The sequence below is a fragment of the Pseudomonas sp. SAS7 genome (genome assembly GCF_052112345.1).
Taxonomy (GTDB): Bacteria; Pseudomonadota; Gammaproteobacteria; order Pseudomonadales; family Pseudomonadaceae; genus Aquipseudomonas; species Aquipseudomonas putida_Q.
The window spans coordinates 675,930-700,792 of the sequence record NZ_JBEGGO010000001.1; the positions used below are offsets into that span (position 1 = coordinate 675,930).

The following is a 24,863-nucleotide window of genomic DNA, read 5'->3' on the forward strand; positions in this document are numbered from 1 at the left end:
ACTCCGGTTCAGGAGGCCAGTTGCCGCTTGTCGTAGACCGAGTCGATCAGGCCGTACTCGGCCGCGCGCGAGGCGCTCATGAAGTTGTCACGTTCAGTATCACGCTGGATGGTCTCGAGGTCCTGGCCGGTGTGGTAGGCCAGCAGCTCGTTGAGACGCGCCTTGATGCTGAGGATTTCCTGGGCGTGAATCTGGATGTCGGTAGCCTGGCCCTGGAAGCCGCCCAATGGCTGGTGAATCATCACCCGCGAGTTAGGCAGGCAGTGACGCTTGCCCTTGGCACCGGCGGTCAGCAGGAACGCACCCATGCTGCAGGCCTGGCCGATGCAGATGGTCGAGACGTCCGGCTTGATGAACTGCATGGTGTCGTAGATCGACATGCCAGCAGTCACCGAGCCGCCTGGGGAGTTGATGTAAAGATGGATATCCTTGTCCGGGTTTTCCGCCTCAAGGAACAGCATCTGCGCCACTACCAGGTTGGCCATGTAGTCTTCTACAGGACCTACCAGGAAGATCACTCGCTCCTTCAACAGGCGCGAGTAGATGTCATAGGCGCGTTCGCCACGGGCGGACTGCTCGATAACCATCGGGACCAGGCCGCCTGCGGCCTGGATGTCAGAGCTCTGCTGAATATAAGAATTGCGGGACATGTCCTGCGCTCACTCCCAAATAGTCATGGCTTGAATACGCACAAGCCAGCGCGAAGGCTGGCTTGTGGGGGTTTCCTACGATAGAAAACGTATTACTCGGCTTCGGCTGGTGCCTCGGCTGGTTTTACGGCTTCTTCGTACGAGACCGACTTGTCGGTCACAGTCGCTTTCTGCAGAACAGTATCTACAACTTGTTCTTCCAGCACAACCGAACGCACTTCGTTCATTTGCTGGTCGTTCTTGTAGTACCAGGCGATGACCTGCTCAGGCTCCTGGTAAGCCGAAGCCATTTCTTCGATCATCTCGCGAACCTTGGCGTCGTCCGGCTTCAGTTCGAACTGCTTGACCACTTCGGCCACGATCAGGCCCAGCACTACGCGGCGCTTGGCTTGCTCGGTGAACAGCTCGGCAGGCAGTTGCTCAGGCTTGATGTTGCCACCGAACTGCTGAACAGCCTGCACGCGCAGACGGTTGACTTCGTTTTCCAGCAGGGCTTTTGGCACTTCGATCGGGTTGGCGGCCAGCAGACCGTCCATGACCTGGTTTTTCACCTTGGTCTTGATCGCCTGGCGCAGTTCACGCTCCATGTTCTTGCGAACTTCGGTGCGGAAGCCTTCCAGGGTCGACTCTTTGATACCGAACTGGGCGAAGAACTCTTCGTTCAGCTCTGGCAGCACAGGGGCGGCAACGCTGTTGACGGTGATGGTGAACTCGGCAGCTTTGCCAGCCAGGTCCAGGTTCTGGTAGTCCTCTGGGAAGGTGACGTTGACAACGCGCTCTTCGCCAGCCTTGGCGCCAACCAGGCCTTCTTCGAAGCCCGGGATCATGCGGCCGGAGCCCAGCACCAGCGGGGTGCCCTTGGCCGAACCACCGGCGAACACTTCACCGTCGACCTTGCCGACGAAGTCGATGTTGACCTGGTCGTCGTTCTGCGCGGCGCGCTCGACAGCCTCGAAACGGGTGTTCTGCTTGCGCAGCACTTCCAGCATGTTGTCCAGATCGGCGTCAGCCACTTCGGCGCTCAGGCGCTCGACGTTGATCGACTCGAGGCCGGCAACGGTGAACTCCGGGAACACTTCGAAGATGGCGACGAACTCCAGGTCCTTGCCTTTTTCGAAGGACTTTGGCTCTACAGCAGGAGCGCCAGCCGGGTTCAGCTTCTGCTCGACGATGGCTTCGTAGAAGGAAGCCTGGACCAGGTCACCGAAAGCCTCTTGACGGGCGTCAGCTTCGAAACGCTGACGAATCACGTTCATCGGCACTTTACCAGGACGGAAGCCCGCAATCTTGGCGCGCTTGGCAGTCTGCTGCAGACGCTTGTTGACTTCGTTCTCGACGCGCTCGGCCGGAACGGCGATGGTCATGCGGCGCTCGAGAGCGGAAGTGTTTTCAACAGAAACTTGCATGGATATTCCTCGTTGCACAGACGTTAGCCGGCGTTAGCCCGACTCCAGAATCAAGGGCAAGCATTCTAGTGAGTCGCGCAGCAGAAGTCACCCCACTCGGGACGACGGGAAACCACGCCGGTCGATTAACTTTCAAGGCCCGCACGGCTTACCGCCGAGCCTGCTTCAATAAGGGCCGCACGACGCTCGGGGCGACCTGCAGCCGAAATACCTTGTCAAACAACTGCCAGTGGCGAATTCGCTTCCTTTATTCAGGTTCGATTTCGTTGAACTGGCAATATTCTTCCCACTCCATCCCCAGCGCCTCGGCCACCTCGCGGTGCGTCTCCAGGCGCATGGCCTGCAGCTGCTCCGGGGTTTCGGCAATCAATTGCAGCGCCAGCTCCCAGGGCTGAATGCCCTGCTCATCGGCCGCATCCTCGAACGCCCACTCGATCTGCTGGGCCTGCTCGCGCGCATCCAGCTCGCGGATCTCTTCGAGCAACTGCGGGTCGGCCTCGGCAAAGCGCTGTAGCGCAAGGGCCTGACGGGATTCTTTTGCAATCATTGGGCTGTTCCTCTGCCGGCCAAAACAGGCCGGTGTTTCAACCGGCTGAAATCTAACAGCTTTTATTGGGATGCCACTAGAGGATTGCAAGGGGGCGGCACACATTGATTTTTCATCCGACCAACAGCCCTACAACATCTTAGGAAAAACCCTATGGCACGAGCGAGCAGCCCAAGCTTGAATGGAGCACCTTTTTTGGTACACTTCCATGGACAGGAACAACCCAACACTGAAAGCCCGCTTCTTCCGCACCGAAGCTGGCAATGAGCCCGTGCGCGAATGGCTGACTTCTCTCCAGCGCGCGGACAAACACTTGATTGGTAGCGAGATCAAGACAATACAAATTGGCTGGCCACTAGGCATGCCCATTGTCAGAAAGCTCGATAAAGGCTTATGGGAGGCAAGAGTCAACCTGGCAAACCGAACCGCCCGGGTTCTTTTTACCGTGGATGGAAACACCATGATCCTGCTTCACGGCTTCATCAAGAAAAGCCAGAAAACACCAGCACCGGACCTGGCCACCGCCAGGCAGCGCAAAGCCGCCATAGAGAGGCACCAGCAATGAATCCCCATATCGGCACCGACTTCGACGATTTCCTGGTAAACGAGCAGCTTGCCGAAACGGTATCTGCAACCGCCCTCAAGCGCGTGATCGCCTGGCAAATCGCCGAAGCCATGAAAGCGCAGAAGGTCAGCAAGAAGGCACTGGCCGAGCGCATGCACACAAGCCGAACCGCGGTTGACCGCGCACTGGATCAGAATGACCCCGGCATGACACTGGCAACTTTGGCCAGCGCAGCACGTGCTCTCGGGCAACGCGTAGAGGTGCGCCTGGTACCAGAGGGCGCCCCCGCCTAAGCGAGCAGCCACTAATCTAGGCCCAAAACAAAAAGGCGCCCGATCTCACGATCAAGGCGCCTTTTCTGGAATATGGGGTGGACGATGGGAATCGAACCCACGACAACTGGAATCACAATCCAGCGCTCTACCAACTGAGCTACGCCCACCATATTGCGGTGTTGCAGTGTTGCAGTACAGCTTTTACAGAAGCATGGTGCGGACGAAGAGACTCGAACTCTTACAGCTTGCGCCGCTGGAACCTAAATCTGGTGCCAGAGCTTGGTCAATTCGCGAAACCCTTTAGATACAAGGGCTTGGCGCGCATCTTACACAGGTGGGACACACTATGCAACGCTAAATTCGTGTCCCAAGTGTCCCCATGTGTCCCGGTGTGTCCCGCCCCGTTTTGGGTGGGCCCACGGTCGCCGCTCAGGGCCTACTCTGCCCGAGCCACGAATCAGAAAATGTGTCCCAACTAGGCCGTTGTAGCCTCACCATAGTTGAAGAACGTGTCGCGCTCTACCGACTCAAAAGCGGTCGGCTGTGCCGGTGCTGCCTCTAGCGCATTGCGCGCCTGCATCAGATTTTCCGGTGCCAGATGCGCGTACCGGAGTGTCGTGTTGATGTTCTTGTGACCCATCCAATGCTGGACGGAGGCCAATGGGACGCCGCGCTGTACCAGGCGCGAAGCGCAGGTGTGGCGAAGCATGTGAACGATGAACTGCGGGTCTTCTTCCATGCCCATGTAGGCGCGCAGAGTGGCCCACTGGTGACGCAAAGACGAAACGGTGAGCCCTTCAAAGGTAGTCAGGTTCATCCGCCTGCGGTGCAGGATGCGCGCCACGCGACTGGTAGCCGGGATGGCACGGGCGTCTCCGTTCTTGGTCTGTCCGGCGTACAGGTGAATCATCCCTTCCTGGAAGTCAGGAGCACTGAGCCCGAGGAGTTCAGCACGGCGGAACCCTGTATCGACCGCCACAATGATGAAGTCGTGAAGGCAGTTGAGCCCCAGGTGCTGGCACGCCTTTAGGACGTTGCCCTCCTCCTCTGTGTTCATCCAGCGGATACGGTGCTTGCCCTCTTTACGGCGGATCATACGTGGCACGCTGAGGAGCCAGTTGTGGTTCACAGCGGTCTTGAGGACCATAGAAAGAAGCGACAGCTTGCGGTTCACGGTCGAACCAGAGTTGCCCAAGTCCTCAAACTCCAGGACCATTTCGGTGATGGCCTCGGTCGTGATATCGCTCAGCAGCGTGTCGGCCCCAAGTGCTTTCAGCACGTTGCCGCCATTGAGTGTCATCGTTTTTTCAGACTTGCCACCCTTCCACTCCAGGCGGAATGTCAGGTCGTAGGCTTCTTGAAGGGTCTTGCGGGATTTCAGCGGGGAGATGGTGCCGGTGCCTTCGCCACGTACCGCCTTGGGTAGCGTGGCCCTCCTTGCTAGCTCTCTAGCCTCATCGGCCTTCGCCTCTTCCTCTGTGGCGAACGTTTGTCTGTAGCGGTCGTTGCGTGACCCGAGTGAAACTAGGTATCTATTTCCCTTCCTGTATATGGGCATTTTTGTCCTCTGATTCGAACAAGCTTTCAATGAATTTGCGCCCGGCGTCAGTGAACACCAGTTGCTTCTTACGCCAATCGTTCGGGTCTTCCTTAGCGACCAGGAAGCCCAAACCAGCGTCCGTGCGCCCACCACGCCCATAGCTCGCAGCGTAGCGGGATGCGACAGCTACACCTACCCCAACCAAGTCGGCCATTTCTGAGATGCCCACAGGCTCTTTTTGCTGGGCAAGAGTGAGCAAATAGATGACTTGCCGAATCGGCATTTTGGGGTCCAGGTCGTGGAACTTCTCAAGTGCCGTGACCAGGCTTGTGATCTGTGCGCTGTCCATGTTTCTTATCTACCACCTTGTTGAAAACCAAGTGAAGGCCCAGGAGCCAGATATGATTCTCACAGATGGAAAAGTAATAGTCAAGGAACATTCCCGAACGCGAATATGTTTCGAGGAAGAATTCCCATCCGAACAATGTCAAAAACACGCCTTTGAATCCTTTTAGTGAGCCTGTGACGGATAATTGTCACAAATGGAAAGGTATTGTTCAAGCGACATTTGCCTGGCTAACGACTTCTCTTAGAAGATACTTTCTCAGAGACAAAATCGAAAAATCCGGGGAGTCTACGCCTCAACACCCTGATGCGAAACCGCTACACTGTAAATTCATACAGTACTTTTCGTCGGCGATAGAAAAAGCCCCCGGTAGTTCCCGAGGGCAGCGCTGAAACGATTTTGAGGAGTTCGTCACAATTACCAGGAGCTATGGAACACGTAGCCGTCCTGATAGACGAATGTGTGGGACAGATCGCAGTCCCAAGCCTGCCGCCAGTCGATCCAGTTAAAGAAAGATTCATCTCCTTTCAGGCCGTGAAGCTCGCAGCACCACTCCTCTGCGAAGGCTTTTTCGCTGTCGTAATGGCCCCGGTAGGCGGCCTGGAAGTCATCTTCTGTAACAGAATCGCCATGATAGGCAGTGAAGGCAGCCCAGGCTTCGCCGTGCATCTCGACCATTTCCACATGGTTCAAGACACGCTGTAGGTCCGGGTATTCGCCAAAGGTCGCCAAGCCCTCACCATCCCAATCGTGTGCAGCCCATTCCTCTGCCGAAGCCACCTGGCCGGTCTTATCGCAGCACCTGCAGAAGAACTGCTCGGGCTTCTTACCGCTGCACGCTGGGCAGGTAACGGTGACGTTAGGGTATGGGCTGGTGCGCAGGACGTAGACCGCAATGGCCTGTTTCAGCTCGTCCGCGTCCGCGTAGTCCTCCAGGTCGAACCAACGGCCGTGCAGGTGGCCGTTGTTGTAGGAGGCCAGGCAGGCTGCGTACATCTTCATTGTGTCGCTCCAGGTAGTGCGTGTGTTCGTAGTCATTTCCGACTGTGTGAATATATCGTATGTGGTAACGACACCCCATGCAAGTGATTTATTTCCATTTGTGGAAATGACGTGTTTTCGTAATTTTGGCGCGCTTCTACGCGGATTCTGTCGGGCTTAGCCCCTGCGAATTCTCCAGAATCGACGTACAGACGCGAAAAAGGGCCCGATTGGGCCCCTTGAGGTGTGATTGCGTATGACTTGCGTCAGCGCTTCCTCACGAACTTGGTGTAGGTGTAGAAGGCTCGACCACTCGGAGAAAGGAAGGTGACCGCGTACTCATTCTGTTGGAACACCTCCACACGCATCCCCGAACTGACGTGGCAGCGACCCTGGCTCACAAGCCGGTCAGCGCCCGCTTGATCGCCGTCCTGGGCAACGGCCCCGAACGCGTCAAGGTCGCTCTGCTTGTTGCAGTAAACATAGTCTGCGGGAATGACGCCGTTGTAACTTACGTCTCGCCATTGCGCCCAAGCACCAGAAGGGAGGGTGAGCGCTACAGCACCGACCGCAATAAATCCTTTCCAATCGACAGCCATGACTCGCCTCCAGGGACCATTCACTTGGTCTGCTTCTCGCCGTTTTCTTCCATAAACTCTGCGAACGCTTCGAGACGTACGCCATACCAGCCTTTGCCGTTTTTAGGAGACCAAAGCACGCCGCTTGGCTTTACGCGGATGTGGCCGACCACTCGGCCCTCAGGATCGACGATTTCATGATCTTCATATTTGCGCGGACGAAACGAATTAACTGCCATAACTTCCCCTGTCTCCGGCTCTCTGCCGCTAGCGATACGTGGGCAGCATTTTGCCATCACGATTGGAGCTGTGTGTAGCCCTCTGCGCAAAAACAGATAGCCGAACGTCCACACGCTTAGGATTTGCCGCTGAGGGCCCAAAAAAGCCCCACAAAGGGCCGAAGATGGCCGCCTGTGAGGCTGGAAAGGTGGAGCGCGGGATTCTTAATCTGGTGACAGGCCCTGTGTTTACTGGGGTTTCCGGCCATGTGGGACACATTCCGGGACACATTGGGCTGCCGCTGGGCCACTTGGGGCCTGCCCGGAGGGTTCTCAGAGGGCGGATTCTGGCCGCTCGCTGGGGCACCGGGGGTAGTCGCGGCCTATCAGTTTCGAGGTGGGCTCTCAAATTTTTGCAACAAAATCATTTGCCTCTCCCGCTGGTACTATGGTGGCCTTTAGGAACCACTCAGAGGGACGCAGGTGAGATTTGTAGCGATGGCTTTGCTTTTATGTGTTGGGGCCGCAGATGCCCAGGCCGCAGTGAATGGGCGGTTCAGACAAGTGGGTATTGGCACGATGGGATGCGGGGAGTTTGTCCGTGCGGCTAACGACAACATCATCCAGGACGCCGTAGGGATATGGTTGAGTGGCTACTTCACAGCCTACAACAACGTGACGGACGGCACCGATGATGTGACCAAAAAGACTGGCCCCGATGACTGGACCCTCTGGATACAGCGCTGGTGCAAACAGAATCCACTGAACAACGTAGGCAGCGGCGCTGAGGCTTTGCTGATGACCTTGAGGGCTGATGCGACCCATCTATCTTCTGCTCATAAAGGAAGGTGATGGTGATGGTCTTCTATTAAGGACCACTAGAAATGAATCAGTGACTGCATCTCCATGATAGACCATTAGGAAACCTCAGTTAGCCCCCCTACCCCCCATAAAGAGAGTGGAGAGGTAAGGTTCCCAATGGTCATCATCATCAGCAGTCAAGCCATGACGGACACACTGAGGTTTCCCTACAGTCCGAACAGTGTCCGGCACCACGTAAGCCGTGATGTAGCCCCCGGATGAACGTCTCCGTCATCCTATTGTGGTCCCTTGGGGACTTGGGGGCGAACGTGCAGGGAACGTGTAACTTATCCGATGAGCCCCAAAGCAGCGGGCAAGCCGGCCCCCACAGCGGCACTTACCAGAGGGTGCTCAAGGAATTTGCTGAGTAGACCCTTTGCTTCCTCCTTCTCATCTTTACTGGCATGTGCCTTCTCGATAGCGGCAAGGACTTCCTTGATGGCGGCCTCTAAATGCTGGACGTTGTGGTCACCGATTTGGATGCCAGTAGAGTTAGAGATGTTGAAGTTGTTAGTGGTTGCGCTGCGGGGCTGCTGCTGGATGGCCGTGTCCTTGGTCAAATTGAGCGTGTAATGCGCGGGTATATGGCCGCCCATTCCATGGCTGTAGCCAACCTCCCGCACCGTGTAGACCTGCTCTTTCCCATGCAGAACGCGGATGAGCTTGTCGCCTTCCTCAATGTCCAGCTCCTTGTACCAGAGGCTCATCTTAGGGCTGGCAAAGCGGCATTTGTATGGGCCCTGGCGATCACCATTGCGATCAATGTAAATGACATCCTGGCCTGCATTGGGAGAGAACAAGTTCATTCTAGGGGCGTCCATGATTACGGGAATGAGGGGCACTATAGCGCGGGCAGTGTAGAAGATCACCGGGCCCCCGCATTACCTCCCATCCAGCCTTTGTTGCGCTGAGCGCGGCCCAGTACGTGGCCCATGAATTTCTTCAATTCGGCGTCCATGTTCTTGGTCCGCATCTCCTGGACAGCCTTGTCGTTGTCCCGAGCCATGTGGTCTACCCAGTACGCAACGGCCATCGCCAGGGCATCGAGCCGGTCATCATGTGACAGAGCTCCGCGGTCGCGTGTGAGGCGCGTGAGCTGGTAGAACAAGCTGTACTTGATGTCTGCCTGCGCCGACTCAAAGTCCCGCTCAATCAGTTTCTGGTCCACGATGAGACGGTGCTGCGTGAGGACGGGTTCCAGGGTGTCGATGATGCGCTGCTCTTTCTGCTGCGAGTGCTTTACCTCTTCGACCAGGCAGCGGTGATGCTTCTGCAGGATCGGCTGGAAGAGCTTCGTGTACATGCCGTCACCGAAGTTGGCTTCGATGATGATGTGGTTTGCTTGGTGCGCCTTGGCGATCTTGGCGAGAGTCTCCAGTGTTTCATCGGAGTAGCCACCACGGAGGCCACCAGCGGCCACCAGGAACAGGTTGCCCATGAGGACTTTCACCACGGCATAGCCGGTCTCGTCCTGACCACGGCCCGAGGGGTCGATAGCCATCACGCATCCGGTGTACTCGCTCATCTCACTGGCGTGCCACATGGGCCGATAGAAGCGGTCGCCGGTGAGCGCAACAGTAGGCATATCATTGATGCAGAGTTCAGGCGATGCAGCCCAGGCCAACTTGACGTGAGCCATGATCGGGTTGAGGTTCATCACCATCAGGTCTTGGACCTTGAGCGGGAACTTGTCACCGTCACTGAGGCTGGTGTCCAGCATGAACTGGAGGGCGAAGCCAGCGCGGCCATAGGAGGCCATACGCTCCATCAGGTCTTTCTCATCGAACCTTCGCGGGTCCGTGGGTTTGCCTGAAAGTGTTGGGTCCGCTTCCATCGCTTGCGTGATGAATGGGGCCAGACTGCCCTTGTAGTGCGGCACCTTCTGGAGTGTCGGGTACAGCGCGGGCCACACACGGATTTCATAGCCGCGTTCGGGGAGCCGGTTGTACAAGGACATCTCACACTGAGGTGTGCCCAGGTAGATGATGCGTGCCGACTGGAGCGGCTTGAGGATCGCATCAAATTCCTTCACGGCCTCGGACAGCTTGTCCCGCATCATCTGCGTGGCAGAGTTGTTCGGGATTTCGATGTCGTCCGCAATGATGATGTCAGCACGGGAACCAGTGATCTGCCCCATGATGCCCACGGACTTAACCGAAGGGGACTGGTCAGGCAGCGCGGGGGCAACCTCAAAGGCCACCATCTTGTCGATCTGATCCGGCCCAGGCTTGAGGTGCTGGAGCAACGGCATTTCGTGGATGAGGCGTTTGACGAAGGTGGAGAACGCATCGGCGCGTGCACTGGAGGCGGACACTACCAGGATGCGGAGCTGGGGATTTCGCCACAGGAGCCAGCACACGAACGCGGCTGTTACCCATGACTTGCCCACACCTCGGAAGGCTTCAATGACGCATCGCCGGGGACCGTGTTGCAGGTATCGTGCAATGTCGTATTGGACGGGAGTGGGTTCGGGAAGGTTGAGGTGTTTCCACACCAGGTAGATAAACTTTCGAAAATCCTCCTGGGCGGGGTGGACTTTAACGCGATCAGCCATACAGCAAAGGAACTCCTTGGGCCCACGCAGGAGGGAGCCGAGGCGTAGCCGCAAGGCCGCCCAGGACGCGCCTGGGGGCACCTGTAATTGAGGAAAAAGGATTGAAATTTAGAGGGACGGTAGTTGACGCCGTGCAGCGCTCAGGCAATGCTGGCCAATAGCCAATGCAACGCTGCCGGAAGGACTCCAGATGAACGACATCGCAGCTATTCCCGAAGAAGTAGAAGAGCTAGATCAAGCTGAACCCACCACAACAAAAAACTTCGAGGCTGAAAAGCAGCGGGTACTCTCGGCAATTTCCGGCAACAGCCCCAAACGGTTGCTAGACCGAGTTGCTTGGATTTTGAATCACTACACTAATGCGCGCGACTCTGATATTGCGTGTCAACTTCATTACTGGAGAACTTTCCAGGGTGATCTCTATAGCGGTGGTAACATCCTGCAAGAGCACTACCCAAAACTGGAGCGTCTTAACAACATTACACGGGCGCGAGCAAGGGTACAGAATGATCTTAAGATGTTCGTCGCTTCCCCTGAGGTTCGAAAGCGCAGAGGAAAATTAGAAGAAGAGGAAAAGCAGCGCGCCCTTGAAGAGCGGCCCACCTTCCCGATCTACTGCGTTTATGCGGACGAAAGCGGTAAAACCAGCAAATACCTCATGGTGGGTAGTGTGTGGGTACTGCGCAGTTATGAGACGATTAAGATCACGAACGCAATTAATCAGAAGAAGCAATCTATTGGCTTCAAAGGCGAGATGCACTTCAAAGACATCAACAAGGGCAATCTAGAGCTCTACTGCGAGCTTTTGAACGCCATCATTGAGAACTCATCTTCACTTTCTTTTAAGGGAATTGGGGTTCTCAGGAGCGGGCTGACAAACCTTGACGCCACGCTCGACAGGTTGTTCTATCATATGGTTATCCAAGGCATAAAAGAGGAGAACCAGTCAGGACGAGCCGTACTACCAAGAAACCTACAGTTCCGTAAAGACTCCGAGGAAGAGTCCAAGGACAAGCTGTCAATCATGGAGATCGAGCTTCAACTAAAAAATGCTGCCAAATCTGTTTTCAACGATCGTCTTTATGTGGACGTTGTTGCAGCCGAGAACTCTGAGCGTTCCCCACTCATGCAGATTGCGGACCTTTTTGTAAGCTCTATCTCTCGACACTTAAACAAGGGTGAAGGTGCCGAGGGCCCCAAGGATGTGTTTGCGAAGAAGTTTCTTCAGTCCTTTGGGGTAAACACAAATTCTCAGGAGCTTGACGGCTTTAGCGATTGCGTCCGGTTCTCCCAACCTAAAACTTAACAGCGATAACGTTTTCGTCGTCGAAAACTGGGAGGTCGCTAAGGTCTCCCATTGTGGTGCCCTTGGGGGCCAGGGATTCAATCTTGTTGTCTTTCAGGAACTGGCGGATGACGTTGAGATAGGCCGGTGCAGGTGGCGAGCGCACTAGCTTGCCATCCTCCATCACGCCTTCGCCGTCGATGGTCACGGGGACACCCCGCATGATTTCGAGGCACCACACGGCGAACTCGTTGTGGACTACTGCAAGTTCCTTTTCGGTTGCTCTATCCGAGGACATGGTGGACCACCATTTCGAGTGCTTTAGGGAAGCCGAGGTAGTTCACGGCCATGGTGATAGCTACGCCCAAGGCGAGCCATTTGATTTGAGTGAGGTTGTCCTGGATGTTGTTCAGGGCCTCATTCAAGGCTTCGGTCATCTTCTGGACCACGCCAAGTTCTTTTTCTTGCGCCTCCACGCGGACCTCAAGACGGGTCACGCGGCGGTCGATTGTTTCGCTCATTGTTGTTTTCCAAGTGGTGACCCCCGGTCTCCCGAGGGCGAATCAGTTAAGAGGTTGTGGTGGTCTGGACCCACAGGGCCGTTTGGGCTTCCCCGGAAAGCTTGAGCGCCTCCTGGAGTTCGGCCTTGGTGGCCTGGATGGTGCTGTTGTCCGCAAGTACCCAAATGATGGTATCGGTGTCGCTCAGGGCAACAATGGAGCGAGCCATGCGGTTCTGGCTGGCCTCATCGCCGTTGAAGGTATTACCTGCGGTGGTGGTTACTGTGATGGCTGCAACGGCATCGGAGCGGCTCAGAACGAACTCCATCCGTGTGGTGGAGCTGGAGACCTCAAAGTCTCCTACGGTCCCGAAGTCCCCCGCTACTGCGCGTGTGAATAGCTCGCGCCCGTAGTCGTGAGTGTCGTCCTGGCTGGCCGTGAATGGGGCCTCACCAATCCCCGTGAAGGTGACAGTGAGGGTCACGGCGGTTTTGTCAGCGTTGGCATAGGCCGGGCCCGAAGCTGTGGTGTACACCGCTGGAGTGGTGCTGGTGGTGCTGGTATCAGTCATTACGCTACTCGCAACATAACGGTGGCCTTGTAGCCGGAGGAAAGGTATCCGCACACCATCCAGGTGCCGGATGCCGTGACGGAAGATTGGTAGTTGTAGGAGCCGTAGTAGATGGCAGAGCCCGCTAGGAGCGTGCCTGGGGCGTAGTTGCCGTTCGCCCACATGAAGGCGTAGGTGCCGACCGCGCCCACTGCGAGCTGGCCGGTGTACGCCCCTAAGTTGCCGGCGTGGATGATTGGGTAGGACACGTCCCCCATGGACCAGCCACCGACCTTGAACACGTTGTCCGTGTCGATACCCAGGTAGCAGGCGTACTGCCCCTCCCGAATGAATGCCATGACGGCGGAGGCATAGTCGTTGGAGCCGTTACCGATGGTGAGAGCATTGGCGGCACCAGTGGAGGTGATGTTGGCGATGGCGGGCGGGTTGCCTGATGCAAAGCGCATCCCCGTTGTGTCGTGCGTCGAGCCTGCCTTGAGGTAGTCAGATATCGCGAAGTGTGCGCTGTTGTACACCGTGAGCCAGCCAGACCAGGTAGTTGCTGCCGTGGCGTAACGGAAGAAGCGCTCAGTGCCCGAGGAGAACTCCTGGCAGATGGCGGTCAGCGCTGATGAGTCCTTCCACTGCGCATGACTCACTAGGACGCCGTAGGTAGGGTCGCCTAGACCTGGGATAGCTAACCCTGCTGGCCCCCCGGAGATGAACCCCACCTGGGTGCCTGTGCCGTACAAGTCCGCTGGGGTTGCAGCCGCGATGGCGGTGCTTCGGAAGTCCACCACAGCCCCCAGACCATGCGCCAGGTGTGACGGAAAGTATTCCAGCCCTGTTTCCGTCGAGTTCTGCCGAAGAGCTTGGAGCGCTTCACCGGAGGCGACTGGCAGATTCAAACTCGCAGCGTACCCGGCCGCCTGCTGCTCAGAAGTTGCAGCGTTGGTCTCGCTGGTTTTCGCAGCGGCCTGAGAGGCGGCACTGGCTGTCTCCGATGCCAAAGCTGCGGCTGCCGAGTTCGCGGCGTTGGTTTCGCTCGTTTTGGCAGCCGTTTGGGAAGCTGAGGTTGCGGCTTCTGCGGCCTGAGTGATGGTGTTGAGGTCGTTCACAGCAGTCGTGTGAATCGCCTCCAGGTCACTGTTGGCGGCTGTACGGATAGCAGTGGTCTTGTCGACGGAGTCCTGCTCAATCGCAAGCATGGTGTTCTTGAAGTTGACGTTCATGTAGTTGAGCGTCATCAGGTCTTGCGCATCCACAGGGTCTGCGAAGTCAGTGGCACGGACGCCCTGCCCATCCCAAACGCCATCAGCGGTCAGGTGGATGCTCGCCTGGGTGCCGTCATACGCCTCCTGGGCGCAGTACAGGTTGTACGTGACCATCAGGTCCAGGTCGGCTTCCAGGAGCGTGGAGCCATCCTGGAAAGAAACAATGGCGGAATCTTTGGGAGTGATCCGGCGAATCTCGACCACGCCACCAGCGACAGGCGCGGAGGCGATCTTGATAGTGTACGAATCTACCCAGGTGAAGTCCGTGACCACTGTGTCCACGGACACCTGGATATGGGCGGTGTCCAGGTAGGGGAAGTTGAAGGGAAAGTTTGTGGTTGCTCCGTCCGCTTTCAACTGGACGTAGCTGTAGGGTGTGTAAGCCAAATAGAGGGTTCCAAAAAAAGAAAACCCCAGCCGAAGCCGGGGTTCCCGTTGAGGTGGTTATGTCAGTGCTGCTTCGAGCCGGTTGGGTAGTCGTTGGCGATCATGTTCAACATGGTGCTAACGGGCGCTACGTTGTTCAGCGGCAGGAGGCGAGCCCAGTTCTTGATGTCCGAAGCGGACGTTTGGGAGTCATCAGAGAGCCCGTTCTTGACGAGCTTCTTCATGGAGATGAGGCCGTTGATGGCCTGATAGGTTGGGTTGGAGACAAAGCTGGACAGGTCGCTAGTGGTCCGCATCCCCGAGAACAGCGGGTACGGAGACACCGTGTCATAGAGGTTTGGCAGAAGAGAAGCCTGGGAAATTTTGCCGAAGCTGTTGGCCACGATCTGGCCGGGGGCCATACGCTGGTCCAGGAACTTCTGGCGGTTCTCCTCATTCATCCCCATGGAATCCAGCATGGTTCGGCCCATGTAGGTCAGGCTCGCCAGGAATCCCCCGTGCAGGACAGTGGACAACGTGGCCCAGTCCCGGTGGTTCGCGGCGAAGAGCATGGACTTGTTCCAGCCGTGCATGGTGAAGGCCATGAACTGGAACATGGCTTTTCCTAGTGTGGTCCCCATGAGTGGAATCATGGAGCTAAGGTCGTTCTCCTGGATGACACGGCGAGACTCACGATGCATCGCAGTCATGAACCTGGAGTAGTTCTCAGGGGAGTCCTTAACCCAGGCCCCGAAGTCCAGCTTATGGGAAGGCCCGAAGGCACCATTCCGGGGAGTGCTGTACTTCTTGAGGTCCGCCAGAACGCCGTTCGCTTGCTCTATGCTCATCCCCATCCAGGCCAGTCGGTCATCGGTGAGGAGCTTGGACGCCGCACCATTGGCGTGATTGACCCAGTGATTCACCAGGGCGATAGCGTGGATGCGCTTCTGCTGGATCATAAGCGGTGTCATGCCGGTGTAGTCCAGGACGCCTTTGGCGACCTTGCGTAGCCCGTTGTCCACGGCATCCAGCTTGCGGTTGAACGCGGTGTCACCGTTATGGCGAACCCAATCGTCCTTGGCGCTGAAATTCAGGCGGGCCACGTAGTCAGCCCCGGCACCTCCGATTGTGTTCTCCAGGTGGTCCAGGAGGTCATCAGGGGCTTTGCCGGTGGCGATGTCACGGCGCAATGCTCGGAGAGTGGGCACGGCCTGGAGCGTGGCCTTCCATCCCATGGACCCAGTGATCTGCGACAGCTCGGAGACTTGGTTCCATACCGCCCCGCCCATGAGGCGGATGACGTTGAAGTTACGCCACATTTCCAGGCTCTTGTTGAGCGTGGAGAACTCCTCCATTGGGAGGCCCTGGATGCGATCAAAGGCGAACTTCAAGTCCTTTCGCATACCGGCCACGTTCGCGCCTGGGCGCATCCCTTCCCCGAACTTGTTCTCCGTGGCGGCCATGATGGCCTTTTCGATGTCCTGCCCCTTGTACACGTCCAGGTGTTTTGCAAGGGCCACACTCCCTGCCATACGGCGCAGGTACGGCTCCACTACTTCGAAGGCGTTGGTGTGGATGAAGTCGTTGAGAGAAACAGCGCTCTTCGTCCCATCGGCACCTGTCCAGGTCTCGGTGTGCAGCTCGTTCACGGAGTTCCGGTTCTTGAGGCTTGCGGCAGTACGCCCCGCATCAGTCCCCTTCGTGGGCAGCATATCGTCCATGACCCGGACGGCCTCCTCTTCGGAGTAACCGCCATTGAGCATCAGCGAGTGCTTCAAGGCTTCCCGGTCGGTGCCCATCATCATGGAACCCATCGCGTCCTGCGTGCGGTTCGCATGGGCCTCTTCGACAGTCCGAACGTACCACTTCGCCCAGCGATTGGCGGCCTCATCCGAGATGCCCTCACGGGCTCCCTGATACGCCCTAGCCCACCAGCCAGTGACAGCTTCGTGGCCCCAGGTGTTGACCATGGAGTTCCACTTGTTCACGTCATGCTTTCGCGGGAGGTAGTTCGGGTTCTTTTCCAGGGTGCCGACCACGGAGGTAGCGCCCGTGTCGGAGTCACGGATTTCCGTTTCAGTCAGGCCCAGCTTGATCCGCCCTTCATCCTTGAGCGGGTTGTTGATGTAGTCCGCCACATGGTCCAGGGTCTTTCGGATGGTCTCACCAGCACGCACTACCTCATCAGGGAAGTCAGCATCCCGGCCCCGGATGAAGTCCGACACCAGGCTACCGAAGTGGTCAAATGCCTCAGCCTTCTGGTGCCACTTGAAGCCGTTGGCCTGGAACCACTTCTGGAACTGCGGGAGCGAGGCTTTCTTCATCTGCGTGGCCCAGCCTTCTGCCCACTTCGTGGTGTCGTCCCAGGCATTGGGCCCGACCACGGAATGGTCCTTGTAGCCAATGGACGTGCCGAAGAGCTTGGCGGCCAGCGCACGGACTGCAGTTGGAGAGTCAGCTTTGCCAAGCTTGTTTTCCAGGCCGAGGCCCCAGCCGAACACTTCGGGGATGTGCGCAGCCTTCGCGGCCTGAGCATCCACGCTGCCTTCCAATGCGGGACTGCGCACCGTCCTGGACACGCCTCCTGGGCGGGTAAGTGGGTTCGCCAGCTCCACCAGGCGGGACAGGGCGTTGTGTTCGTTTTTGCCGATTCCTAGCAACTTTCGAAGGCCACCGACAAAGCGGTCCCACAAGGAAGCATCGGGCTTGCCTGGAAGGGCCTTCTCCTTGAGCCACTGCTGGAACCGGGCATTAGTCAGTCCGTAGGCGATCATTTCCTTGGGGTTGTCCAGGTTAATCCCCAGGCGACCCTCCAGAGCGCTCTTCCAGTGTTCCCCGAACTCACTCTGCGCAGCCTTGAGCATCGAGCCGTGCAGCGTGCTGAGGTCCGTAGTGGCCTTGCTGATCTGCGGGTCCGTGGACATCAGGCGGTCGCTGGTGGCGTGCATCTTGTACACGGTGGCTGCGTGGACCAGCTCATGCACGAAGGTTTCTTCATTCAGGCCGGACAGGTCCGACAGACGCCCGGTGGGGCTCATGTAGGAATGGCCCCGGAGGAACATTTGAATGCCATCCCCGGTGGACTGGTGCGGGGTGAGAACCGCGCCCTTAGCAGTTTTAATTACCGCGTCCATCGCCGCATTGCCAAACTTCTGGCCCTTTTCGATGACCTTGAAGTTCATCTTGCGGAGGTCCACAGCCTTGAGAACACGGTTCAGCACTTTGACCGTCTCGGGGTTCTTTGAGTACGCCCGGACGTAATCGGCCAACTGGCTCACGCGGTTGACGCCACTGGGGAGGATCAGGTTGTCATCCCGGCCGCCACTGGCTTCGTAGCGGGGGGTGTCCCACTCTTCGCTCCAAGGCTGCTTGCGCCCAGGTGTACCCACTGATGGTTCCTGCGGCTCATCACGTGGCTCACCCGCTGCCGGTGGTTCCTCTGGTGCCCGTGGCTCCTCGGGCGGCAAGTCCACGGTCTTGGGTTCCTCCCCCGGCGAGTGGATGCGGGCGGAGCCTCCGTCCTCAGTCCGCCAGATAATGGCGTTGCCAGGGGTATTCTTCGTGTCCACGTCGTGGCCGAACCTGCGGAGAAACTCAGGCTGGCTCAGCGCGCCTTCACCGGGGCGCATGAGGCCCGAATCGGTAAGCTCCTTGATTTGCGCCTTGCCGGACTCCTGGCGGCCCCACTGGGCCAGGCGGGCGTTTTCCTCAGCCAGCGGCCCCTCTACGTGAGCGAGGCTACCGCCAATGGCCCCGAGGCCAAGGCCCATCGCAGCGGAGATGTACAAGTCGTCATCCGTGCGGAGCGGGTTGTATCGGTTCATCAGCACGTCATAGCCCACGTTGGTCCCAGCCCCGACCACGCCCATGCGGACTGCGTTGGCAATCCGTGAGCCAGCCGTGAGTAAGCCTTCGCCGCCCATACCGGGGACAAATCCGATGAGCGTGGGCAAATCCACCAGACCGCCGACTAAACGGCTCCCGAAGCCTGCGACTCCCATTTCAGACAGCTTCTGCTCATCCTGCATGGACTGCTGCATACGGGAGCGCCGGAAGTCGGCATCGGAGTCACTTGTGGCCTGGAGGATGTAGTCCCAGTTCTTCTCGGGAATGCCCTCCAGGTACTTGCCAGCCTTGTCGTTGTCCCAGGAGAAATTCCAGTCCGTCGATTGGGTGCCCCTGTCCCGCCACCAGTTCACCACGGAGTTGTCCGAGGCGAAGCCCAGGGCCAGAGCTTGGGGGATATTCTCTACGTTGTTGATGAGCCCCCCGTTCTCTGCCCGCTGCTGGGCCTGCATCTGCACCAGGTCCGAGGCGGAAGCGCTCTGATCCGGGTTGACCGAATCGCCGGAGGTGAAAGCGGAGGACAGGGGGTCAGGCTTTCCCGAGGGGGTCTGCCCTGCTGCGGGGGCGGTGCCGTTGAACTTGCTCAGGTAGTCCCGTGTTTCCGGCCAGGGACTCCCTGCGGCCAGCGCTTTGGCAGCCCGAGGGCCGCCGTTGTAGTCGGCCAGGGCCATATTCATGTTGCCGTTGTACTTAGCCAGGCTGTCCCGCATGTAGCGCCCAGCGGCATCAGCGGCCTGGGTGTAGTCGTGGGGGTCAGTGACGCCGTATGCCTTTTGAGTGGCGGGCATCAGTTGGAACGGACCTTCGGCGCCCTTGCCGCTTTCGGCATCGAGGTTGAACGATGATTCCTCACCGCTCATTTTGAACAGCGTCCCTTGAGGGAGGCCATATTGTTGCTCGGTCGAATCAGTGATTTTCCGGGCATCTTCCAGAGAAATTTGAGTCATTACTTACCTTTGTTATTGGAGGTACTGCGGGTCAATAGGATTCAGCGCACGCTGCACTTCGGCGGCATGTTCTGCATTAGCTGCGGCTGTCTTGGCCTTGAGGTCTGCGGCGTAGGTGTTGCCGATCCACTTCTCCACCTGTTGGCGGGAGTAGTTGAGGACTTGGTGATTCACGTCTGTGAGGGGCACTCCCCCGGTCCACATGGTGTAACCGCCTCGGTCATTGGGCTCCATGCGGATGTTCCCCTTGCCGATGTCTTGGTCATACGCGACCTTCCCTGGCACCTCGTCAATGAAGCGCTCTACCCACTTCCCCCGGTCTTCTCCCTTGGGGACTTGAGGTAGGTCTTTATTCAGGTACAGGGTGTTGTTGATGTTCGTGGAGACATTCGGGTCTTGCAGATACTGCACGGTGGCCTTCACTGCGCTGGCCGCATCGGGCACCTGGCCGGACTTGAGGAGGAGTTCCGACCTTCGCCGGATGTCCGCCTGGACTGCCGTGAGGTTCGTCTGGTCATTGCCCCAAAGCCCCTCAGCCCAGTGGACGGAGCGAGATAGGAAGCCGGGGTTCACCACGTCATTCACAGCGCTCGCTACGTTGGCCTTCATGGCCCCCATATCGGCCTCGGTGACACCGGAGTTGCCGCCCTGATAGACCAGGGATGCCGCTGAGTTGGCATCGGGGAATCCGCCCTTCTCCATCAGGAACTGGATGTCGGAGAGCTTCTGGTATGCCCCACCGGCAAGCTGCTGGGCGTAAGCGGGGTTCACCGCGTTGATGTGGTTGAAGGTGTCGATTGCGCCCTGGCCCTGCTGGTTTAGCTGGCCCTGCTGCTTCCCGTCCGGGGTCCAGCCGAGGGACGCCAGGTTGGTGAGACCCGACTGGAGAATGCTCTTCCACTGCGGGTTATCCACCTTGTTCGTGGAGTAGAACTGCACCTGCTTGTCGAACGGCATCTGCTCCTGCTGGACACGGTTTGCCATGTACTGCTGGGCGTACTGCTCGGTCTCGAAAGCCTTCATCTTGCCTTCGGGGCTCATCACCTGCTGGGGCTGGAGGTACGCCAGGTTGCCTTGGTCGATGGCTACCCGCGTGGATTGCTGGGCGTTCGCCATGGACTGCTGGGCGGTGGACAGGAGCTGGAAGCGGTTGATGTTGTTCTGCCGCTGATTCAACTGAGACTGGCTATGGTTGATGACAGCGTTCCAGGTGCTGGCTGTGACCCATCGTTCGTTCTTCTGCGCCCAGTCATTGAAGCCCTTCTGGTCCAGTTCACCGGCATCCGCTTGGGTCAGGAACGGGCGAATCTCATCATCCACACGCTTGCGCTGGTTCTGGTCATCCATGCTCTGCGCGTGGAGGCTCACTTCGGCAGCGGTGGTGCCGCCCAGCGTGGACGCCACAGTGGCACCGGATGACAACTTCTGAGCCAGGAGCGCATCCACCAGGGACTTGTTCCCGGTCTGCGCGATCTGGACCAGCGTGTTGTTCAAGGTGGTCTTGCGGGCATCGTCCCGGAGTAGCGAGGTGGACGACAGAAGGTTGAATCGACTGGCGATGGCCTGGGCGGCTTGGTCAGTGGTGCCGTTGAACTGGCTCCCAGTGACATCCCCGACCACGTTCATGAGGTTGTCGCTGGACTGCTGGATGCCCTCGGTGATGGCCTTGGCGTTCATCGTCCGTGCGTTCGTGTCGAACACGTTCATGCGGAAGGCGTTATAGCCCTTGTCGAAGCCCGCCACGGCAAACTGGTTCTGCCCCTCAAGTGCCTCATTGCGGCTCTTCGTGAGGTACTCGTCCACCTGCTGCGGGTCGGTGAACTGGAGTTCGCCAGTCTGAATTTTCGACATGGTGTCCCGCTCCATGCCTTGCATCAGGTTCTCACCGTAGATGTGCTGGAGCGTGCCCTGGAAGGCTGGGGACTGGGAGGCCAGGATAGAGCCGTCTTTGATCTTCTGGCCCAGCTCGCCCACGGTCATGGAGTCGGCTGTGTCCTGGGCCTTCTGCCGCTCCTGCTGGTCCTCAGCGGAGCCAAACTGCTGGAGCGCCTGGGGGATCGCTGAGGAGCCCAGTGCCTGGGCCAACTGGTTCGCCTTCAATCCAGCCGTGTCATCCAGGTGTGCCCGGACTGGCTGGAAGGCGATTGGGTTTACTTGTTCCATGCCCTGGACGCCAGGGTCATAGTTCACTTGTCCGCGCATGGGGCCTCCTTATGAGCCATTAGGGGTGACGGTGGTTGAGCCGGAGTTGGCCCGGAGTTGGGTGCTGTAGGCCCCGAGAGCGCTGGAGCCGAGGCGGCTGGCCGCTTCCAGGTAGTTCGGGGAGTCCACAGAGCGGAGGGAGTTGAGCGCGCTTTGGGTGTCGTAGTAGTTGTTCTGTAGCTGGGTGTTGTTGTTCGCTACGGTCGTGCTGTAGTTCTGCTCTACGGATTGGTTGTAGTTGTCGCGCTGAGCCGAGAGGTCGGCCAGGAGCGCATCCACAGAGTTGCCCTCTACGCCCGCTTCACTCGCCTGGGCGCGCGCGGTGGACATAGCCGCTCGGGCCTTGAGGTTGTTCTGGTATTCCTGCTGAGATGCAGACTGGCGGGCTTGCTCGTTCGCATACCCGGTCTGCGCTTGGTTGTCCTGATACGCCTTCAAGTCGTTCTCAGACTGCTGCTCTTCATAGGCTGCGGTCGATTTCGCTTGCTGGTTCTGCTGGACCACGGACGCGGTGGTGCCAGCCGCTGCGATGGCCGTTGCGGCCCACGCTGCTGCTACGATGGTACACATGGGAATTGGACCTTCTGGAATTCCTGGAAGGCTTCGCCATCGGGGCCAAAGGGTTCCGGGTCGCAGAACTCAAAGCCCAGCCAGCGGAGCCACAGGAGATGAACAGGGTTGCCCGTCCACGCCCGGTTCATGAGGACCGGACGGAGTTCGTGCATTTGGTTGATGTAGTCCCGGCAGTGAGCCAGGAATGTCTTGCGGGCTTGCGGAAGCTCAGGGGAAGCGAGCATCCAGGGAGCGCCGACCATATCTGTCAGCGGAGCCACACCGAAGATGGCGACCACACGTCCATGAACCAGGAAGGTCCAAGTGCGCAGGGAATCCATCTGCCCAAGGAGCAATGCTTCCAGGGGTTGCAGGCGGGAGGACTTCCAGATTTCGTCCCGGTCCTCCTCCCGCATGTTGGCGGCCAGCTCATGGCAGTGTGTCGGTGTCGTCTCAAGTACCCACGCGACCTCAGACAGCCTGGCTGCGTTTGACAAAGAAGCCCTCCCAGTCCGCGCTCAGGAAGGCCGAAGGCATCGGGGAGTCGTTCTGAATAACGATGGTGGCGTCCGTGTTCTGCGTCATGATGGGGAACGTGAACTTGCCGGTGCTTAGCTCTGCCTGTCCTAATGTGGCGCTTGGGGTGCCCAGTACTTTGCCCGAGTAGGTATAGGTGTAAGTGTCCCGGTAACGTGGCGTCACCTTCACCTGGAAGTACCCGGTGCTGGCAAAGTTCACGGACGCCTTGCGAAGCTGAAGGCGGCCTTCGGTGTCGCTCTTGGTGCCCCCGCCTGCGCTTTGGGTCTTCACGGTGATGGTGCTTAGCTGGAAGCTGAACACGTACCGCCGACCGACGATAAGGTCCGAGGAGGTGTAATTCCCCTTCACCTTCGCTGTTGTCCCATCCCACACAATTTCAGCGACCACGCCAGGCTTGAGGGTCTGCCCGGTGGCGGTCACGGCCATGTACGTGCCGTCATCCATAGCCCACGAATGCGGGATGGTGGTGTAGCCATCCGCGTAACGCAGGGTGTCTTTCGTGACGTACTGCTTTCGGTCCAGGTGAACCAGATACGGCTCATTGGTGCCCAGGCTGTCCGTGGCTACAGTGAGCTTTTCGAAGTACAAGCCATCGGCGCGGTTGATCGCCAGGAACACTTCGGAGTCCAGGAACTCCGCGCTCAGGATGGTATCGGTGTCCGGGAAGGTCCACTTGCTCCAGGAGCTTTGCACCTTCGTGTCACCGTCCCAATAGAACTTGTACACGTAGATCGAATGGCGGTCCCCGGTGGTGAGGACGCACAACATATCCTCAGAACTGGATGAGGCGATCTTGAACACGCCCGAAGGGATGTACTGGGGAACATGCGAAGCCACGTCCGTGGAGTCGTTGGAGACATCGTTGGTGTCCGTGAAGTATTCCCGGATGGCCGTCCAGTTCTCCCGGTCAGAGGCGAAGTACACGTTCTTGCCCACGGATTGGGGAGTGGTCAAGGCGTTGCACACAAACTCCGTGGACGGCTTGATGGAGATGGTTTTGGGCGTGAGGGTGTCCCCGTTGTCGATCAGGAATTGGACCTCATCGGAGAACAGCAGGAGTTGCTTGTTGAACGACACCGCGTGCTTGAGGATCGCGACTTTGGTGTACGTGCTGGACACGTCGATAGGATCGCTGTCCAGAAGCTCCGTCACAGTGGTGCGGTAGAAGTTCCAGTATTTCCCCGACTCCGAGAAAATCACGGCCTCATCGGCAAGGAATCCCAGGCGGTTCCGGTAGAAGACAACATCGTTGATTGTCCGGCCCACAAAGGACGGGTCTTCGTTGGTGTCCGCATCGCCTGCCACTCTGTCCGTCCAGGTGGCTGCCTGGAAGGTGAAGGTGCCGTCCGCGTTACGGACCAGCGTGTGCGGCATGGTTGAGCCGTCCAGGCCCAGTGCCACACCAGGGCCTACACACTCACGCCATACGCCAGTGCTGTCAGTACCGACATCGTAGTAGACGTAGTAGTCGTCCGAAGAATCGCCAGGGTCGCCGGTAATTTCGAACAGGCAGCCACCGGCCTGGGTGCAGTTGGAAGGCAGCGTGGAGAACGACTGGACTACCTTCTTGTACGCCTTCATGGCGTTGTTGTTGAAACCATCGTAACAGTCGATGGTGAAGTCCGCGGTGCTGGTGATGTACAGACAGGAGCCCGCCCGCACGCATGTGAAGCCCGCGCTTTGGATGCCCGCCACCAGCTCCGTGGCGATGTAGTCCGTGGAGGCCAGGGAGGTTTTCGTGGCATCGGACCCATCTGGAGTCGCGTATGTAGCCACGGTCACGCCGTTGAGGATGACCCCGTAGGTGCGCCCGTAGTTACCCTGGATGACACTGATGAGTGCCTCGGGCCCACGGGTGGCACTCACGGCTGTACGGTTCGCCACGGTGATGGCCTTGTTCACGATGAACGTGTAGTCCGCCACGGTGATCGCGGTGAAGTCGCTTGCCGGGTCACTTGCGGCCAGGTAGCCGGTTCCATCCGGGAAAGACACCGTGCGCTCAGTGCCGTCTATGGCAAATACACGGAGTCCGCCGTTGGTGATCGCCACTTGATAGCGCTCGCTGGCATCGCGGTTGATGGTGTGGACGAATGCCGACTCCAATGGGGAGGCTGTCACTCGGGCCAGGTGGGTGGTTGGAGGGCGCTTCATCAGCCCCTCAGAGACGGTCGAGATGCCGTTCTCCTGGGCATCCAGTTGGGAGGCCAGGCGGAGGGTGAATGGTTGCTGTGAGACGCCGTTAACGAAGTTCGGGATGGAGGATGAGATTAAGGACATAGG

At 58.3% G+C, this 24,863-nt stretch carries 23 protein-coding genes and 1 tRNA gene; 4 read left to right on the forward strand and 20 right to left on the reverse strand.

The features are described 5' to 3' along the window. Window positions 1–8: 8 nt before the first annotated feature. From clpP to ABI582_RS02990, 3 genes are all read right to left on the reverse strand, one after another. Window positions 9–650: an ATP-dependent Clp endopeptidase proteolytic subunit ClpP gene (clpP, locus tag ABI582_RS02980; RefSeq protein ID WP_012271562.1), complete on the reverse strand. Its 642-nt coding sequence runs from the start codon at window positions 648–650 to the stop codon at window positions 9–11. 92 nt (window positions 651–742) lie between these two features. After that, window positions 743–2,056, reverse strand: coding sequence for a trigger factor (gene tig / locus ABI582_RS02985; RefSeq protein WP_016500559.1), 1,314 nt, complete (start codon window positions 2,054–2,056; stop codon window positions 743–745). 247 nt (window positions 2,057–2,303) lie between these two features. Beyond that, window positions 2,304–2,603, reverse strand: a complete 300-nt coding sequence (locus ABI582_RS02990) for a DUF6388 family protein (protein WP_442118352.1) — start codon at window positions 2,601–2,603, stop codon at window positions 2,304–2,306. A 208-nt stretch (window positions 2,604–2,811) separates the two neighbouring features. Here ABI582_RS02990 and ABI582_RS02995 point away from each other — a divergent pair, with 208 nt between their 5' ends. Together ABI582_RS02995 and ABI582_RS03000 are read left to right on the forward strand one after the other, a co-directional pair. Beyond that, window positions 2,812–3,168 carry a type II toxin-antitoxin system RelE/ParE family toxin gene (locus ABI582_RS02995; protein ID WP_442118353.1) on the forward strand — a complete coding sequence of 119 codons (357 nt, stop codon included), beginning with the start codon at window positions 2,812–2,814 and terminating at the stop codon, window positions 3,166–3,168. Next, on the forward strand, window positions 3,165–3,461 hold the full coding sequence (locus ABI582_RS03000) for an XRE family transcriptional regulator (protein WP_442118354.1): 297 nt from the start codon (window positions 3,165–3,167) through the stop codon (window positions 3,459–3,461). Before ABI582_RS02995 ends, ABI582_RS03000 begins: the two co-directional genes overlap by 4 nt. Before the next feature lie 73 nt (window positions 3,462–3,534). Here the strand turns inward: ABI582_RS03000 and ABI582_RS03005 are convergent. From ABI582_RS03005 to ABI582_RS03030, 6 genes are all read right to left on the reverse strand, one after another. Next, a tRNA-His gene (locus ABI582_RS03005) sits at window positions 3,535–3,610 on the reverse strand. A 308-nt stretch (window positions 3,611–3,918) separates the two neighbouring features. Beyond that, the gene (locus tag ABI582_RS03010) at window positions 3,919–5,001 is read right to left on the reverse strand and encodes a tyrosine-type recombinase/integrase (protein WP_049587561.1); all 1,083 of its coding nucleotides are present in this window, start codon (window positions 4,999–5,001) and stop codon (window positions 3,919–3,921) included. Then, window positions 4,976–5,332: a hypothetical protein gene (locus ABI582_RS03015; RefSeq protein ID WP_010953267.1), complete on the reverse strand. Its 357-nt coding sequence runs from the start codon at window positions 5,330–5,332 to the stop codon at window positions 4,976–4,978. The genes ABI582_RS03010 and ABI582_RS03015 overlap by 26 nt, the downstream gene beginning before the upstream one ends. A gap of 414 nt (window positions 5,333–5,746) precedes the next feature. Then, on the reverse strand, window positions 5,747–6,331 hold the full coding sequence (locus ABI582_RS03020; RefSeq protein ID WP_442118355.1) for an antirestriction protein ArdA: 585 nt from the start codon (window positions 6,329–6,331) through the stop codon (window positions 5,747–5,749). A 245-nt stretch (window positions 6,332–6,576) separates the two neighbouring features. Next, a complete protein-coding gene (locus ABI582_RS03025; protein ID WP_061405621.1) occupies window positions 6,577–6,909 on the reverse strand; it encodes a hypothetical protein in 333 nt (110 codons plus the stop codon). A 20-nt stretch (window positions 6,910–6,929) separates the two neighbouring features. Then, window positions 6,930–7,127, reverse strand: coding sequence for a hypothetical protein (locus tag ABI582_RS03030; protein ID WP_126404369.1), 198 nt, complete (start codon window positions 7,125–7,127; stop codon window positions 6,930–6,932). 477 nt (window positions 7,128–7,604) lie between these two features. Here ABI582_RS03030 and ABI582_RS03035 point away from each other — a divergent pair, with 477 nt between their 5' ends. Beyond that, on the forward strand, window positions 7,605–7,958 hold the full coding sequence (locus ABI582_RS03035; RefSeq protein ID WP_442118356.1) for an HdeA/HdeB family chaperone: 354 nt from the start codon (window positions 7,605–7,607) through the stop codon (window positions 7,956–7,958). 296 nt (window positions 7,959–8,254) lie between these two features. Here the strand turns inward: ABI582_RS03035 and ABI582_RS03040 are convergent, their stop codons facing one another. Together ABI582_RS03040 and terL are read right to left on the reverse strand one after the other, a co-directional pair. Beyond that, a complete protein-coding gene (locus ABI582_RS03040; protein WP_442118357.1) occupies window positions 8,255–8,773 on the reverse strand; it encodes a hypothetical protein in 519 nt (172 codons plus the stop codon). A 59-nt stretch (window positions 8,774–8,832) separates the two neighbouring features. Next, window positions 8,833–10,521, reverse strand: a complete 1,689-nt coding sequence (gene terL, locus ABI582_RS03045) for a phage terminase large subunit (RefSeq protein WP_182336745.1) — start codon at window positions 10,519–10,521, stop codon at window positions 8,833–8,835. 190 nt (window positions 10,522–10,711) lie between these two features. On the opposite strand from terL, the gene ABI582_RS03050 reads away from it, so the two are divergent. Then, the gene (locus ABI582_RS03050; protein WP_442118358.1) at window positions 10,712–11,827 is read left to right on the forward strand and encodes a DUF3800 domain-containing protein; all 1,116 of its coding nucleotides are present in this window, start codon (window positions 10,712–10,714) and stop codon (window positions 11,825–11,827) included. Here the strand turns inward: ABI582_RS03050 and ABI582_RS03055 are convergent. From ABI582_RS03055 to ABI582_RS03095, 9 genes are all read right to left on the reverse strand, one after another. Beyond that, window positions 11,817–12,104: a hypothetical protein gene (locus ABI582_RS03055; protein WP_442118359.1), complete on the reverse strand. Its 288-nt coding sequence runs from the start codon at window positions 12,102–12,104 to the stop codon at window positions 11,817–11,819. The two genes, ABI582_RS03050 and ABI582_RS03055, sit on opposite strands and share 11 nt — an antisense overlap. Beyond that, the gene (locus ABI582_RS03060; RefSeq protein WP_442118360.1) at window positions 12,091–12,327 is read right to left on the reverse strand and encodes a hypothetical protein; all 237 of its coding nucleotides are present in this window, start codon (window positions 12,325–12,327) and stop codon (window positions 12,091–12,093) included. Before ABI582_RS03060 ends, ABI582_RS03055 begins: the two co-directional genes overlap by 14 nt. Before the next feature lie 46 nt (window positions 12,328–12,373). Next, window positions 12,374–12,877 carry a DUF4376 domain-containing protein gene (locus ABI582_RS03065; RefSeq protein ID WP_442118361.1) on the reverse strand — a complete coding sequence of 168 codons (504 nt, stop codon included), beginning with the start codon at window positions 12,875–12,877 and terminating at the stop codon, window positions 12,374–12,376. Further along, window positions 12,877–14,517, reverse strand: coding sequence for a phage tail fiber domain-containing protein (locus ABI582_RS03070; protein WP_442118362.1), 1,641 nt, complete (start codon window positions 14,515–14,517; stop codon window positions 12,877–12,879). The genes ABI582_RS03065 and ABI582_RS03070 overlap by 1 nt, the downstream gene beginning before the upstream one ends. A 62-nt stretch (window positions 14,518–14,579) precedes the next feature. Then, a complete protein-coding gene (locus ABI582_RS03075) occupies window positions 14,580–19,289 on the reverse strand; it encodes a transglycosylase SLT domain-containing protein (protein ID WP_442118363.1) in 4,710 nt (1,569 codons plus the stop codon). Between the two features lie 12 nt (window positions 19,290–19,301). Further along, a complete protein-coding gene (locus tag ABI582_RS03080; protein WP_442118364.1) occupies window positions 19,302–21,491 on the reverse strand; it encodes a hypothetical protein in 2,190 nt (729 codons plus the stop codon). A 9-nt stretch (window positions 21,492–21,500) separates the two neighbouring features. Next, window positions 21,501–22,061 (reverse strand): virion core protein, T7 gp14 family, encoded by a 561-nt coding sequence (locus ABI582_RS03085; RefSeq protein ID WP_442118365.1) that lies wholly within the window; start codon window positions 22,059–22,061, stop codon window positions 21,501–21,503. Further along, window positions 22,046–22,540 (reverse strand): hypothetical protein, encoded by a 495-nt coding sequence (locus ABI582_RS03090; RefSeq protein ID WP_155952726.1) that lies wholly within the window; start codon window positions 22,538–22,540, stop codon window positions 22,046–22,048. The genes ABI582_RS03085 and ABI582_RS03090 overlap by 16 nt, the downstream gene beginning before the upstream one ends. Beyond that, the gene (locus ABI582_RS03095) at window positions 22,515–24,860 is read right to left on the reverse strand and encodes a hypothetical protein (RefSeq protein ID WP_442118366.1); all 2,346 of its coding nucleotides are present in this window, start codon (window positions 24,858–24,860) and stop codon (window positions 22,515–22,517) included. The genes ABI582_RS03090 and ABI582_RS03095 overlap by 26 nt, the downstream gene beginning before the upstream one ends. Between the last annotated feature and the right edge of the window lie 3 nt (window positions 24,861–24,863).